This is a genomic window from Rhodoferax sp. BAB1, assembly GCF_013334205.1.
Classification (GTDB): domain Bacteria; phylum Pseudomonadota; class Gammaproteobacteria; order Burkholderiales; family Burkholderiaceae_C; genus Hylemonella.
The window spans coordinates 2,430,334-2,443,191 of record NZ_CP054424.1; the positions used below are offsets into that span (position 1 = coordinate 2,430,334).

The 12,858-nt window shown below is 59.1% G+C and carries 13 protein-coding genes and 1 pseudogene; 10 read left to right on the forward strand and 4 right to left on the reverse strand.

The window, feature by feature from the left end; all coding sequences use genetic code 11:
* Window positions 1–66: 66 nt before the first annotated feature.
* Both HTY51_RS11640 and HTY51_RS11645 read left to right on the forward strand, forming a co-directional pair.
* Window positions 67–1,299 carry a sulfite oxidase gene (locus HTY51_RS11640; RefSeq protein WP_008904213.1) on the forward strand — a complete coding sequence of 411 codons (1,233 nt, stop codon included), beginning with the start codon at window positions 67–69 and terminating at the stop codon, window positions 1,297–1,299.
* Complete coding sequence (locus tag HTY51_RS11645) at window positions 1,296–1,643, forward strand: cytochrome c (RefSeq protein ID WP_008904214.1); 348 nt, start codon at window positions 1,296–1,298, stop codon at window positions 1,641–1,643. The genes HTY51_RS11640 and HTY51_RS11645 overlap by 4 nt, the downstream gene beginning before the upstream one ends.
* A gap of 623 nt (window positions 1,644–2,266) precedes the next feature.
* On the opposite strand, the gene HTY51_RS11650 is transcribed toward HTY51_RS11645, so the two are convergent.
* Window positions 2,267–3,046, reverse strand: coding sequence for a metallophosphoesterase (locus HTY51_RS11650; RefSeq protein WP_174252889.1), 780 nt, complete (start codon window positions 3,044–3,046; stop codon window positions 2,267–2,269).
* A gap of 296 nt (window positions 3,047–3,342) precedes the next feature.
* On the opposite strand from HTY51_RS11650, the gene HTY51_RS11655 reads away from it, so the two are divergent.
* The gene (locus HTY51_RS11655; RefSeq protein WP_174252890.1) at window positions 3,343–3,573 is read left to right on the forward strand and encodes a hypothetical protein; all 231 of its coding nucleotides are present in this window, start codon (window positions 3,343–3,345) and stop codon (window positions 3,571–3,573) included.
* On the opposite strand, the gene HTY51_RS11660 is transcribed toward HTY51_RS11655, so the two are convergent.
* Window positions 3,564–3,857, reverse strand: coding sequence for a MarR family transcriptional regulator (locus tag HTY51_RS11660; RefSeq protein ID WP_174252891.1), 294 nt, complete (start codon window positions 3,855–3,857; stop codon window positions 3,564–3,566). The two genes, HTY51_RS11655 and HTY51_RS11660, sit on opposite strands and share 10 nt — an antisense overlap.
* Window positions 3,858–4,239: 382 nt before the next feature.
* Here HTY51_RS11660 and HTY51_RS11665 point away from each other — a divergent pair, with 382 nt between their 5' ends.
* On the forward strand, window positions 4,240–4,563 hold the full coding sequence (locus tag HTY51_RS11665) for a 50S ribosome-binding protein YggL (RefSeq protein WP_174252892.1): 324 nt from the start codon (window positions 4,240–4,242) through the stop codon (window positions 4,561–4,563).
* Window positions 4,564–5,285: 722 nt separating this feature from the next.
* A pseudogene (locus HTY51_RS11670) lies at window positions 5,286–5,561 on the forward strand (IS21 family transposase); the annotation flags it as partial.
* A 195-nt stretch (window positions 5,562–5,756) separates the two neighbouring features.
* On the opposite strand, the gene HTY51_RS11675 reads toward HTY51_RS11670, so the two are convergent.
* A complete protein-coding gene (locus HTY51_RS11675; RefSeq protein ID WP_174254255.1) occupies window positions 5,757–6,515 on the reverse strand; it encodes an IclR family transcriptional regulator in 759 nt (252 codons plus the stop codon).
* A 223-nt stretch (window positions 6,516–6,738) separates the two neighbouring features.
* Between HTY51_RS11675 and HTY51_RS11680 the strand changes: the two genes are divergently transcribed.
* The 4 genes from HTY51_RS11680 to HTY51_RS11695 are packed head-to-tail and all read left to right on the forward strand — an operon-like array spanning window position 6,739 to window position 10,839.
* Complete coding sequence (locus HTY51_RS11680; protein ID WP_174252893.1) at window positions 6,739–8,013, forward strand: aromatic ring-hydroxylating dioxygenase subunit alpha; 1,275 nt, start codon at window positions 6,739–6,741, stop codon at window positions 8,011–8,013.
* A gap of 34 nt (window positions 8,014–8,047) precedes the next feature.
* Window positions 8,048–9,031 (forward strand): tripartite tricarboxylate transporter substrate binding protein, encoded by a 984-nt coding sequence (locus tag HTY51_RS11685; protein WP_174252894.1) that lies wholly within the window; start codon window positions 8,048–8,050, stop codon window positions 9,029–9,031.
* On the forward strand, window positions 9,028–9,813 hold the full coding sequence (locus HTY51_RS11690; RefSeq protein ID WP_371733798.1) for an SDR family NAD(P)-dependent oxidoreductase: 786 nt from the start codon (window positions 9,028–9,030) through the stop codon (window positions 9,811–9,813). The genes HTY51_RS11685 and HTY51_RS11690 overlap by 4 nt, the downstream gene beginning before the upstream one ends.
* Window positions 9,814–9,858: 45 nt before the next feature.
* Window positions 9,859–10,839, forward strand: a complete 981-nt coding sequence (locus tag HTY51_RS11695) for a PDR/VanB family oxidoreductase (RefSeq protein ID WP_174252895.1) — start codon at window positions 9,859–9,861, stop codon at window positions 10,837–10,839.
* Window positions 10,840–10,953: 114 nt separating this feature from the next.
* Here the strand turns inward: HTY51_RS11695 and HTY51_RS11700 are convergent, their stop codons facing one another.
* Window positions 10,954–11,736 (reverse strand): IclR family transcriptional regulator C-terminal domain-containing protein, encoded by a 783-nt coding sequence (locus HTY51_RS11700; RefSeq protein WP_174252896.1) that lies wholly within the window; start codon window positions 11,734–11,736, stop codon window positions 10,954–10,956.
* A 159-nt stretch (window positions 11,737–11,895) separates the two neighbouring features.
* Here HTY51_RS11700 and HTY51_RS11705 point away from each other — a divergent pair, with 159 nt between their 5' ends.
* Entirely contained in the window at window positions 11,896–12,852 is a 957-nt protein-coding gene (locus HTY51_RS11705; RefSeq protein ID WP_254606866.1) for a tripartite tricarboxylate transporter substrate binding protein, read from the forward strand.
* Window positions 12,853–12,858 lie beyond the last annotated feature (6 nt).

The window sequence follows — 12,858 nt, forward strand, 5'->3', positions numbered from 1 at the left end:
CGAATCAACCGCTCACCCCTTTCACCCCAACCGGCGCACGACGCCCAACCACCGGAGACCCCAGAAATGAACCAACAACCCACCTCGCTCCCCCGGCGCCACCTGCTGGCCGGCAGCGGCGCTGCTTTGGCTGCCGTTGGTCTGGCCAGCTTTGGCCGCACCGCAGCCGCTGCTGGTGAGACCGCGCCCGTCGCCGTGGCCGGTGCTGCCAAGCCTCTGCCAGCGTACGTGGGCTGGAAGGACCCGGCCAGCCTGATCGTGCACAGCAGCACCACCATTGAGACCAAGCGCAGTGTGTTCGGCACCAGCGTAATCACGCCGTCCGAGCAGCTCTACATCCGCAACAACCTGCCCGCGCCCGACGTCTCGATCCTGGGCAACCGCGATGCCTGGGAGATCAACATCGAGGGGGTGAAGAACCCGCGCAAACTCACGCTGGGCGACCTCAAGCGCATGGGCATCGAGACCACGGCGATGGTGTTGCAATGCTCTGGCAACGGACGCGGCTACTTCCCCAACAAGCCCAGTGGAACGCCTTGGCAAGTGGGCGCAGCAGGCTGTGTGGTGTGGAGCGGTGTGCCGGTGCGCTGGGTGGTGGATGCCCTGGGCGGCGTGGAGGCCGGCATGGCCTACCTCACCGGCACAGGCGGCGAAAAACTCCCCGATGGACTGGACCCCAAGAGCGTGATCGTGGAACGCTCGGTGCCTGCTGCCGCACTCGCCGATGCCCTGCTGGCCTGGGAAATGAACGGTGTGCCGATTTCGCTGGCCCACGGCGGCCCACTGCGCTTGATCGTGCCGGGTTACACGGGCGTGAACAACATCAAGTACGTCAAACGCCTGGCCTTCACCGCTCAGGAGACCGACGCACGCATCATGTCGCACGGCTACCGCATTTCACCGCCCGGCGCGAAGGGCGACCCGTCGCAGCCATCGGTGCAGGAAATGACGGTGAAGTCGTGGATCAACGGTCCCGGCACGGACGGCGCCCCGCTTAAAGCGGGTGACACACAGATCCATGGCGTGGCGTTTGGCGGCATGAACGCGGTGGCCAAGGTCGAGGTTTCTCTGGACGGCGGAAAAACCTGGCAGCTCGCGCGCATGGTGGGGCCCGACCTCGGCCGCTTTGCGTGGCGGCAGTTTGTTTTTGCGGCACGCCTGCCGGCGGGCCAGTTCACCCTGGCGAGCCGAGCCACCGACACCGCAGGCAACGTGCAGCCCGAACAACGCATGGAAAACGCGGGCGGCTACAACAACACCAGCTGGGCCGACCACGCCGTGAAAGTGAGCGTGGCATGAAGCGCACAATCCAAAAACACGCGTTGGTCGCTGCCCTGTGGTCGTTGGCATTCACAGTGCTGCCCGTGCACGCCGCCGACGATGCCGCGCAACTTCAACAAGGCAAGGTGTTGTTCGGCCAAGGCGCGGTGCCTGCCTGCGCCCTGTGCCATGCGCTCAAGGACGCGGGAGCCGAAGGCGCCGTGGGCCCCAGCCTGGACGAGCTCAAGCCCGATGCCAAGCGCGTGGCCACCGCGCTGCGCAACGGGATTGGGCAGATGCCGTCCTACAACGGCAAACTCAGTGATGCGCAAATTGCCGCCCTGGCGGCCTACGTGGCCAAGGCTTCGGGTGGATCAAAGTGATGGCTGGTTGGCCACAGCGCTGCTGCGCCAACTGACAAAAAGGACGGGATCACCTGCAAACAGCGATCCCGACTGAGTGGCTGACCCAGGGCGGGTCAGCCACTCACCATCACTTGCCTGGTTTGATGTCGGGGACCACCATCCAGCCAGCCCCCATCATCACAACCGCCGGGAACTTCTCGCCGGCCTAAGTCTTGCCCAGCATGGCCTTGTGCTCGCGGTAAGCCATCAACGCTGGCGACACGCCCAGGTGATTGATCGCACCATGCTTGATGCTGCTGCAGTCTTGCTCGTCGAGCTTGCAGATCTCTGCACGCTGTTGTCAACTCTCTAGCAATGTCAACTACGCGCCTGAAACCTGTCTCTGCGCCTTACCACGATGCATGAATAGGAGTGATCGCAATCCGGCACGCCAAGGGCATGCACGTTGAAAACTCGAACGGCAGCAACCGCTGCAATCTGGCCCTTGACCTGTGGGTTGTTGGGGTGCAGCAACTAAGGCAAATGAACACCAGAGGCCGTTAGCGCCGATGGCGCTCAACCAAGCTCGGAGCCAAAGTCTGTCGTTCCATGCCGCATTTGGAGAATATCCCCCTAGGCTGAAGATTGAAGGCCAGTTGTTGCTAGATCACGACCAGGTAGCTGGCCTGATACCCAGGATTCTCCAATTGAAGCGACTCGCGCCCTGAGAGCCTGCAGCGGGGACTCAGCGAATAGCCAGCCGGGTTCGAGACCACCCTGCATCGCCCCACCTGATAGTCGAAACTGTCATGAGCATGCCCATGGATCCAGAGATCCGTCCGATACATCAGCTCCGATAGGTCGGAGGCAAAAGCGGGTGTCAATGGATGGCCAACGTACTTGCGGTGCACGCTCAGGCGATGGGGTGCATGATGGCTGATCACCACCGTCTTGCCGATGAACTCACGCCGTAGCTCGCCTTCCAGCCATGTACGGGATGCCAGGTGATCAGCCAGCATCAGGGCCGGCGTGATCCGCCCCGTGGAGGCCTCGGCTGACCGGGTGTGAATCTCAAAGAAGTCCTTCAGATAAGTCCCCGCCAACTCCATGGCGCTGGGTGCTGGACGCGCCCTATCGACGGCGAAGTCGGTCCAGAGGGTCGTCCCAAGAAAGCGGACACCGCCGATAACGCAGGCGTCGTTGTCCAGGACCTGGATGAGCGTGCCGGCAGTCGCCTCCCGCAAACTCGCCCGGACATCTTCCCAGGTCTGTCCATAGAACTCATGGTTTCCCGCGACATAGAGTACGGGGACAGGCCAGTTTCGGAAATGCCGGATGGCCTCAACCCCGGTATGGATGTCCCCTGCCAAGATCAGTAGCTCAGCGTCCGGGTGGGGGTCGACCAGGAGCTCTACCCTCAGATCCTCAGGCAGAAGTTCCAAATGCAGGTCAGAGGCGACTTGGATTCTCAAGCGTGTTCAACCAATGTAAGGATTGGTACTCCAGCCCTATCTCCCAATATAAGAGCTTCATGCATGTGCCAGCTGCACTGTGCTTTCCGGGTTAACAAGGTCATTCTCACCTAAAGAGGGGCTTGATGCTCGACGTGTTCTTGCTCCGGAGCTCCGCCTCACCAATTCTGTAGTGCAGCCGAGGAGTGTGCATTGTGTCGCACGCAGTAGCAAATGCCATCCTGCACTCTTTAAGATGGGGCACTCGATAGCACTCAGAGAATGAAATGGCCAACTTTTCCAGCCAGCTTAAGGCAGAGATCTCCCGTATTGCCCGTAAAGAGATCCGCGCCGAAACCCAAGCCTTGAAGAAGGCATCAGCCCAGTACCGCACTGATATTGCGGCACTCAGGCGGCGTATTGCCGAGCAGGATCGCGTGATCGCCAGGCTGCGTAAAGGTAAGCCGCCTCTTGCAGTGGGGCTAAGTCATGTCTGCGGCCGTATCGCTCATAGATGATGGAAATAAGCGGTATTGAGCTTGTAAGTGTGGAGCCTTCCCACCTTGGGACCACGCAGCACAAACCCCGCCTTGAGCAACGTCTGCATGCCGTTTGTGACTGTAGCGATGGTCAGGCCCAGTTCATCAGCAAGCTGGCTGAGATTCAGAGGCTGTCCAGAAATGGGCAGGAGACCGACCAATTTCCAGAGAAGCAACGCAGTGGCTTGAGTCAGGCCCGGCTGCTTTGCCAAACTGGCAATGGCACGTTCTGTCAGGACGATTGCGCGTGATGCGGGCGCCATACTTATAATTAATTTTATTAATATAATTTATTATATACATTTTGGAAGGCGCATGGATATTGCGCTGACAAGGCACCTCAACATCCATGACCGCTAAAAATCCAAGACAAATGTCGAAATTTCGCTCGCCCACAATCCACCGGCAGAAATCACTGCGCTAGCGTCGGCTGTGATGGCAATGTCGGTTCAAGGCTGAGTGCCGTCACTTGATTTAGAAGGGCCAATGACCGGTGTTACCGGCGCCGGTGACTAGGTGGCTCTCGGCCTGGCCGGCCGGATCAGAACGCGAAGCGGCCGTTCAGGAGGACAATAACCGCAAGTGATCGAGGCTAGCTCACTCATTTCATAGGTCTTTTTAATGCCACCTTCAGCCCATCCCAATGTGAACAAGCGCAGGAGTCGTCGTCTACGCAAGAAGCTGCGCATCGCTGAGTTTCAGCAACTCGGCTTTGACTACTCTATTGTCTGGTCGCAGCTTCCGACTGTCAGCCAGCAAGACCGCTTCATCAACGGATTCTTGGAGGAAATTATCGTGGCAAGAGACTTACTACTCGGTGGCGGCTGCACAGAAGGTGCGATTGTCGGTGCTGTTCAAAATCCGACTGAGCTTGATCGCGACGCAGTTCTGTCCTGGTTGCGAGCTATCCCGGGTGTTGTTAAGGTCCATGTTGGTCCATTGGTAGACGCTTGGCATGGTGATTATTGACTCGCAGATACATGCCCTTCCGTGAAAGCAAACATTAGCCGCCGGTTAAAAATGGTCTCTCGGTTTCTCGAGTCGGTTGACCACTTCGGGCTGATTGCGATCAGTGGGTTGTCCGTTGCGAAAGAACGCAATCAGCCTTGAACTGACATTGCCACCACTACCGACTGGTGTGCAGCGATTGCCGTCGGTCGCGGCCGTGCCGACAAGTCACGGTTTCTTCCCTGCAGCAGTCATTCGGGTGCACGAGCCCTGGCCGATCCGACGGCCGGTTTCATAGGAAGAGCCGACACCGACCGTATGCTGCATCGCAACGTCATCGTGAACGACTACTGCCCCGATTTCCAACCGGCACTCTCGACCCGAAGCGGCTACTCCCCCGTCCAAGAGACCGGTCGCTCACTGGTGACGATCACCCAACGACATTCAGCCGATCATTGCACTCGCCGGTGCTTCCACTGCGTTTGCCCGCATCGCGAGTCACTCCTCTGCTGATGGCTGAATGCGCTTATATGTCTTGCCCTGGAGGACGCGCTGGACCTGCTCGAGGTTCCTTGCGCCCACCGATTCGAATATTTGCTGGGGCGATCGCCCTTTAGTGGCTAGGTTACGGATGGCGTGTTGAATTCCGCCGAAATCTGACCCACTTAGGACAGTGATTTCCATCCAAAGTTGACCCACGTAGGCCCTACCCTGCTAGTTTTAAATGCAGGGGGAAATTAGGAGTGATAGACGTGGCGACATTGAATGTCATCAGACGTTGGGCACTGCGAGAACAGATGTCCATCCGCGAGATCTCCAGGCGTACAGGCCTGGCTCGCAACACGGTGAAGAAGTACCTGCGGTCCGACGAGACCGAGCCCACATACGCAAAGCGGGTCAGCCCAAGCAAGCTCGATCCCTACGCCGAGAAGCTGACCACCTGGCTAGGAATCGAGGCAACAAAATCGCGGAAACAGCGGCGCAATCTGAAGCAGATCTACACATCAACGGCTTGTGTGCAGTGGGAAGCGGTCATAGTACAAACACGACTGGATGACGGCACCCAGCTCTTGGCCGGCAGCGCTATTTCATACTACCAAGCCACACCGCATGCGAGCGCTATATGGCAGTTTGCGACTTCACGAGAGAAATCACGAACCTGAGGCAGACTGCATGAAATCCAAGTACGTGCCTACGACTAAAGCTGGAATATCCTATTTGGAGCTAATGTCAGATGGGACATGGCCCAACGCCTTGGACAAAACCTTGGCTTCCTGCAACAGTAGCAAGCCATAAGCCTCGATCTGTGCTGCATGCAACCTGGCACTGGGACCGAATACGCCAATTGACCCCGCCACCCTGCCTGCGCCATTGAAAAACGGGGCGGCCACTGCGACCGCACCCTCAATTAATTCATCCTTGCTGATGGCGTAACCACGCTTGCGAATTTGCGCGAGTTCAGCGGGATACCGCGTCAGATCAATCGGGGAACCGGTTGCATAGCTCTTCAATTCGCTCGCATCGTTCACCGCATAAGCCAGGATGGCTCGCCCACTGGCGCCCAACAGGATGCGTTCTTGATAGCCTGCTCCTCGTTTGAAACTCAAGGGTTGGGCGCTTGGCAGTTCAGCAATGCAAAGACGATAGGCCCCCTGCGGAACAAACAAGGCCACCGTCTCTCCAGTCTGTTCCCAGATTCGGCGCATGACGGGCTGTGCCAGCGCGCTGATGTCCAGACTGGACGTCCACACATGTGCCAGATGAGCTACGGACGGACCCAGTCGGAATTTTTGCGGTTCTCCGACCGATATCACAAAGCCGCTCTGCTCCAGCGTGTGCAGCAGGCGATATAGCGTGGGCCGACTCAGATCGACGCGCTTGAGCAGTTCAGCGACTGAGAGTTCGTAATCGGTGGCGGTAAACGCCATGAGGATGTCCAGCGCGCGGTCCACCGCACGGACGCTGTCGCTCATTTTTTCAGTCTGGGCCAATCCACTTTCCTTCGAATGACGGGCAGAGGCCGCATCGTATCCCGGGCAGAACCAGGCAACGGCGGTGGCTGGAGGTTTTCTTGAGAAAGCGTTTGACATAGCTCAAATAGTCCGTACAATGGACACTGTTCTTATCTGATGGACATCAAAGGATCGGCATTTTTTACGGAAATGCCGGCTTTCACAACCGAAGGAGACCGCACTCATGAACAAGGAAATGTCTGAAACGCTTACCCGTGTCGGCCCCGGCACCCCCATGGGCAACCTGATGCGCCGCTACTGGGTCCCTGCCCTGCAATCGAGCGAGATTGCCGATCCCGACGGCCCCCAGGTGCGTGTCCAGCTGCTGGGCGAGAAACTGCTGGCTTTCCGCGACAGCGATGGCAAGGCCCGTCTGATCGACGAGTTCTGCTCACACCGCGGCGTCTCGCTGTATTTCGGCCGCAATGAGGAAAACGGCATTCGCTGCGCCTACCATGGCGTCAAGTTCGACGGCGATGGCAAGTGTGTGGACGTGCCGTCGTCGCCACAAGCCTGCGAGCGCATGCACATCAAGGCCTATCCCTGCATCGAGCGCGGCGGCATCGTCTGGACCTACATGGGCCCGGCCGACAAGCAGCCGGCACCGCCGGAACTCGAATGGTGCACGCTGCCTGCAGACCATGTGTTCGTCTCCAAGCGGCTGCAATATTCGAATTACCTGCAGGCGATGGAGGGCGGCATCGACACCGCGCACGTCTCGTACGTGCACAGCTTCGAAGTGGATTCGGACCCGATGCACCAGGGCGTCAAGGCGCTTGACTACATCAAGGCCGATGGCAATGTGGTGTTCGAGATCGAAAAGACGCCTTTCGGCTTGAGCCTGTTCGGCCGCCGCAACGGCGAGCCTGACTCGTATTACTGGCGTGTCACGCAGTGGCTGTTCCCGTGGTTCACGCTGATTGCCCCTTTTGGCGGGCATGCGCTGGGCGGTCATGTCTGGGTGCCGATCGACGATCACAGCTGCTGGGCCTGGAGCATCAACTGGCAACCCGGCCGGCCCCTGTCAGCAGAGGAGCGTTCGGCAATGGAGGCCGGCAAGGGCATCCACGTGGAGTACGAGGCACCGGGCAGCTTCATCCCCAAAGCCAACAGCGACAACGATTACATGATGGACCGTGTCGCCCAGAAGGAAAAGCGCGCCTACAGCGGTATCTTCGGCTTCGCTGCGCAGGACTACTCGCTGCAGGAAAGCATGGGGACGATCCAGAACCACGAGGCCGAGCACCTGCTGCCGACCGACAAGGCGATCGTCATGGCACGGCGCATGCTGCAAGAAGCGGCGCTCGGCCTAGAAGAAGGTCAGAATCCGCCGGCGCTGGACGCAAGCCAGCAGCGGGTGCGTCCGGCCGGCGTGCTACTGCCCAAGGGGCAAGACCCAGTCGAATGGGCGCGAGAGAACCTTGCCGACGGAATCAGCAAGCCGGTTTTCAGCCTCTGATGCCGACCGAACCTCAATAAACAAAGGAGACAAAATGAAAAATCTCAAACGGTTCATCGCTGTAGCCGTGTTCTATGTCTGCGCGTCCGTATCGGCGTGGGCCCAAAGCGCTGGCGCCGACTGGTCGCCCAGCAAGCCGGTGCGCATCGTTGTACCCATTACCGGCAGCACCAACGACGTGCTGGCTCGCCTGGTCGCACCCAAGCTGCAGGAAGCGCTGGGCCAGCCTGTGGTGGTAGAGAACAAGCCCGGCGCGGGCGGCAATATCGGTGCCAACGAGGTCGTCAGATCCGCGCCGGATGGCCATACCTTGCTGGTGGGCTACAACGGACCTCTGGCGATCAACGTCACGTTGTTCGAGAAAATGCCCTACGACCCGCTCAAGGACTTGGCTCCCATCACGCTGGCCGTGAAGGCACCACAGTATCTGGTGGTCAACCCCGCCACCGGCATCACCAGCGTGAAGGACTTGGTAGCCAAAGCCAAGGCTGCACCGAGCCAGTACTCCTATGGCTCGGTTGCTCTGGGTAGCGCCTCGCACCTGACGATGGAGATGTTGAAGTCGGCCGCGGGCTTCCACATGACGCACATACCTTATCGGGGTGCCGGTCCGGCCGTCACGGACCTGATTGCAGGCAACATCCAGGCCGGCTTTTTCGTGCCAGGCAATGTGCAGCAATTCGTCAAGGAAGGACGTCTGCACCTGCTGGCCACCTCTGGCAGTAAGCGTTTTGGAAGCACGCCAGATATTCCAACGCTTGTCGAGTCGGGTTACAAGGATTTCGAAGCCACCTCCTGGATCGGTTTTCTGGCCCCGGGCGGCACGCCGGCACCCATCATCGAGCGCTACAACCGCGAGATCGTCAAGATTCTCAACCAGCCTGACATCAGAAAGCGGTTGATCGAGATGGAATTCGATATCGTGGCCTCCAGCCCCAAGCAGTTCAGCGACTGGATCCGCACCGAGATCGGGCGTTGGGGGAAGGTCATCAAAGATACCGGCGCAAAGGCAGAATGAGTATGGGTCAAGCACGCTTGGGAGGCAAGACCGCCTTGATCACGGGTGGAGGTTCCGGCATTGGCGCGGCTGCCGCCAAATGTTTTGCGCAGGAAGGCGCGTCCGTTCTGCTGGTCGACGCCAACGCCGAAGCATTGCAGCGCACCTGCGAGGCTATCCGCCAGGCCGTGCCACAGGCACGCGTGGCCAGCGCCACAGCGGATGTCTCTGATACGGCGGCAGCACTTGCTGCGGTGCAGTCAACAGTAGCGCAGTTCGGTGGCCTGGACATTCTGGTGAACAACGCCGCCATGCGCAACTACAGCGCCACGGCGGCGGTCACACCAGCTGAATGGCAGGCCATAGTGGGCGTCAATTTGGTGGGTATCTCCAATTACTGTCAGGCCGCGCTGAAGTACCTACGAGCTTCGGGGGAAGGCAGTATCGTCAATGTCTCATCGTGCTATGCCGTAACTGGCCGCAAGGGCATGGCCCTGTACGATGCGACCAAGGCGGCGCAACTGGCCTATACCCGCACGCTGGCCTTCGAGGAGGCCGAGTATGGTGTCCGTGCCAATGCGATATGCCCGGGCTCGACGCTGACCGACTTTCACGTCGGGCGTGCACAGCAGACAGGCAAATCCGTGGAGCAACTCCGGACAGAGCGTAAGGACACTTCGCTGATCGGCCGGTGGGCTAGTCCGGAGGAAATTGCCTGGCCCATCCTTTGGTTGGCGTCCCGCGAGGCATCTTTCATCACCGGGACCACCCTGATGGTTGACGGTGGCCTTCATATCATGTAACTCGATGGGGCCTTGCCGGCTCCATCTTTGTGGCGCGCGCTCGTCATGCCCTCACACCTCCTCCAAGCACTTGTCTTCAATATCCGATATGAGGCACGCGACATCATCAGTGTTGAGCTTCGCCCTGCCACGCCCGAGGTCGTCTTTCCAAGTGTGGAGGCCGGCGCCCACATCGATCTTCATCTGGACACCGGACTTGTAAGAAGCTACTCCCTAACCAACCCTGGCGAGTCCAACCGGTACGTGGTGGCCGTTCTCAAAGATCGAGCAAGCCGTGGTGGATCGCGCTACGTGCATGAGCAGCTGCGAGTTGGACAATTCATTGCGACAAGCGTGCCGCGGAATCACTTTCACCTCCATGAAGACGCAAGACTGAGTGTTCTACTTGCGGGAGGTATAGGCATCACCCCTCTTGTTGCCATGCTTAAGCGCCTTTCGGCGCTTAAGCAACAAGTCCATCTTATCTACTGCGCGCGTAGTCGACTGGATGCCGCATTTATGACCGAAATCACGGAACTGGTCACTAGAAGCAAGAAGAATTCCATCACTACATTTTTCCATTTCGATGATGAAAACGGCGCTCCGCCCAACATCACTCGATTGCTCAGCAACTTTCCGCCGGACACTCACTTTTACAGTTGCGGGCCAGGGCGGATGCTGGAAGCCTATGAAAAGGCGTGCGTTCAGCTAGGCTACAAAAATTTTCACATGGAACGCTTCGCCGCTGCTGATTTGCCAAAGGGCCGAGCCGTCGACCAAGAAGGGTACTGGGTTGAGTTGCGAAGGTCTAACAAGACAATTCACGTTCCGTCAGACTCGACTCTGCTTGACGCATTACAGACCGCTGGCTGCAAGGTTGAGTCCAGCTGTCGGGAAGGGCTGTGCGGCGCCTGCGAAACACGCGTTTTATCGGGCGACGTCGAACACCGAGACAGTATCTTGACCAAGGAAGAACGTGCGGCTAACAAATCGATGATGATCTGCGTTTCGAGTTGTCGATCTGGAACATTGGTACTGGATGCGTAAAGAGGCCTGGATTTGGCGAGCTTCTATTTTTTTGAAAAGCCGAACCCGAATCCGGATACGCTGTCGCGCTCACTACTATGAATGCCGCTTAGGGCGAAGGACAACCTGTTGACTTCAGGACAACCTTGAGCGTACCCACGCCTGGCTACGAAGCATGGCTGGCAGCAATTGCTCGGCCATTTCACTTGCGGTCATGCGGTCGGCGCGACTGGAAAGACTCAGAGCGCCGACAACCAGGCCCCCCATGTTGTACAGAGGGACAGCGATCGACCTGACCCCTATTTCAATTTCCTCGTTACTTAATGCATAGCCATTTTCGGCGCAGGCCTTGAGCAGCTTGCGCAGACGAATCGGGTCCGTGAGAGTGTGTGGAGTCAACCTGTGCAGAGACATGGCATTGAAGAGGATCTCAAACTCCGCCGCTGGACGCGAACTTAGAAGCACACGGCCGGTGGCCGAGCAGTGCAGAGGAAGGCGCGACCCCACCCCCAGACCTACGGTCAGACTTTTACGGGCCGTCGATCGCGCGGCGACCATGACTTCCGTCCCGTGCAGAACGGCCACGGATGCCGACTCACGTGTGCGTTCGCTCAAGGCGTCCAGAGTGGGCTGCAGAAGGCGCGGTAGACGAGTGGATGCCGAGTAGGCGTAGGACAGCCGCAGTATTCCGTGGTTCAACCAGAAGCGCTTGCCGTCGGTCTGGGCGTAGCCGCCCTGGCACAGAGTCAGTAGGCAACGTCGGGCCGCAGCCGGGCTTATGCCGACTCGGCGAGCTGCCTCGGACGAGGTCAGTCGGGAGTGCATTTCATCAAAGGCCTCGATCAGACGCAAGCCTTTGGCCAGGCCGGCGATCAGGTCCTTGTCATTGACAAGTGGAACTGGAGGGTGTGTGTCCATCGCATCGATTCTGCATTGATGGTGGTCAAAAGAATTTCACCAATTTTGCGCTATTCGCAAAATTGACTTTATCAAACTGAGGCCGGAGCCACACACTTCCCCCCTGTTTTCGCCATCCGTCTGGTTCATCCGGACAGTCATTACCCGAGGAGAAGAGACTTGAGACAACTGATGATTTGGCTGTGCGCCGCTTTCGCCTGGACCAGCCTTCACGCCGCCGACTTTCCGAGCAAGCCGATCCGCCTGATCGTGCCCTTCCCCGCGGGGGGCACAGCCGACGTGCTACCGCGCATCCTGGCCGAAAAAATACGCCACCGCTTTCCGGCCGGCGTGATCGTGGAAAACAAGCCGGGCGCCGGCGGCAATATCGGCGCCGATATCGTCGCCAAATCCGAACCGGACGGCCACACCTTGCTGGTTGCGCCGCCCGGCCCCCTTGTGATCAATCAAAGCCTCTACCCCAAACTGCCCTACGACGCCACCAAGTGGGTGCCGGTGACCGTGCTGGCCGCCGTGCCCAACGTCCTGGCCGTCAGCAACCAGTTGCCGGTGAAAAATGTGCAGGAGTTCATTGCCTACCTCAAGGCCAACCCCGGCAAGGTGTCCTATGCCTCGCAGGGCAACGGATCGACCTCGCACTTGACGGCCAATCTGTTCCAGCTGCTCACCGGGACACAGATGACCCACATTCCCTACAAGGGCACGGCACCGGCGCTGACCGACCTTGCCGGCGGTCAGGTCGACGTCTTCTTTGACAATCTCGGCGCCTCCGCCCCGCTCCACAAAGGCGGAAAGATACGCATCTTCGCCGTGGCCGACAGCAAGCGCTCGCCGGCTGTCAAAGAAGTGCCGAGTTTCGCCGAAGCCGGTCTACCGGGCATGCAGGCGGTGACCTGGTTCGCGGTTGTCGCACCGCCTGGCACCCCGGCTGCCGCGGTGAAATCTCTCAACAACGCCCTGGTCGAAGCGCTCAATCAGCCTGATGTCCAGTCGCGCTTCGCCGAGCAGGGCGCCGAAGTCATCGGCAACACGCCCGAAGAAATGGGCCGTTTCATGCACAGCGAAGCCATACGCTGGGCCAAGGTCATCAAGGACGCTCACGTCACGGTCGACTGATCGACG

Excerpts from the sequence above, each read along its gene's own strand:
- HTY51_RS11640 (WP_008904213.1), top strand. The coding sequence starts at position 67 with ATGAACCAACAACCCACCTCGCTCCCCCGGCGCCACCTGCTGGCCGGC.
- HTY51_RS11645 (WP_008904214.1), top strand. The coding sequence starts at position 1,296 with ATGAAGCGCACAATCCAAAAACACGCGTTGGTCGCTGCCCTGTGGTCG.
- HTY51_RS11655 (WP_174252890.1), top strand. The coding sequence starts at position 3,343 with ATGGCCAACTTTTCCAGCCAGCTTAAGGCAGAGATCTCCCGTATTGCC.
- HTY51_RS11660 (WP_174252891.1), bottom strand. The coding sequence starts at position 3,857 with ATGGCGCCCGCATCACGCGCAATCGTCCTGACAGAACGTGCCATTGCC.
- HTY51_RS11675 (WP_174254255.1), bottom strand. The coding sequence starts at position 6,515 with ATGAGCGACAGCGTCCGTGCGGTGGACCGCGCGCTGGACATCCTCATG.
- HTY51_RS11680 (WP_174252893.1), top strand. The coding sequence starts at position 6,739 with ATGAACAAGGAAATGTCTGAAACGCTTACCCGTGTCGGCCCCGGCACC.
- HTY51_RS11685 (WP_174252894.1), top strand. The coding sequence starts at position 8,048 with ATGAAAAATCTCAAACGGTTCATCGCTGTAGCCGTGTTCTATGTCTGC.
- HTY51_RS11690 (WP_371733798.1), top strand. The coding sequence starts at position 9,028 with ATGAGTATGGGTCAAGCACGCTTGGGAGGCAAGACCGCCTTGATCACG.
- HTY51_RS11695 (WP_174252895.1), top strand. The coding sequence starts at position 9,859 with ATGCCCTCACACCTCCTCCAAGCACTTGTCTTCAATATCCGATATGAG.
- HTY51_RS11700 (WP_174252896.1), bottom strand. The coding sequence starts at position 11,736 with ATGGACACACACCCTCCAGTTCCACTTGTCAATGACAAGGACCTGATC.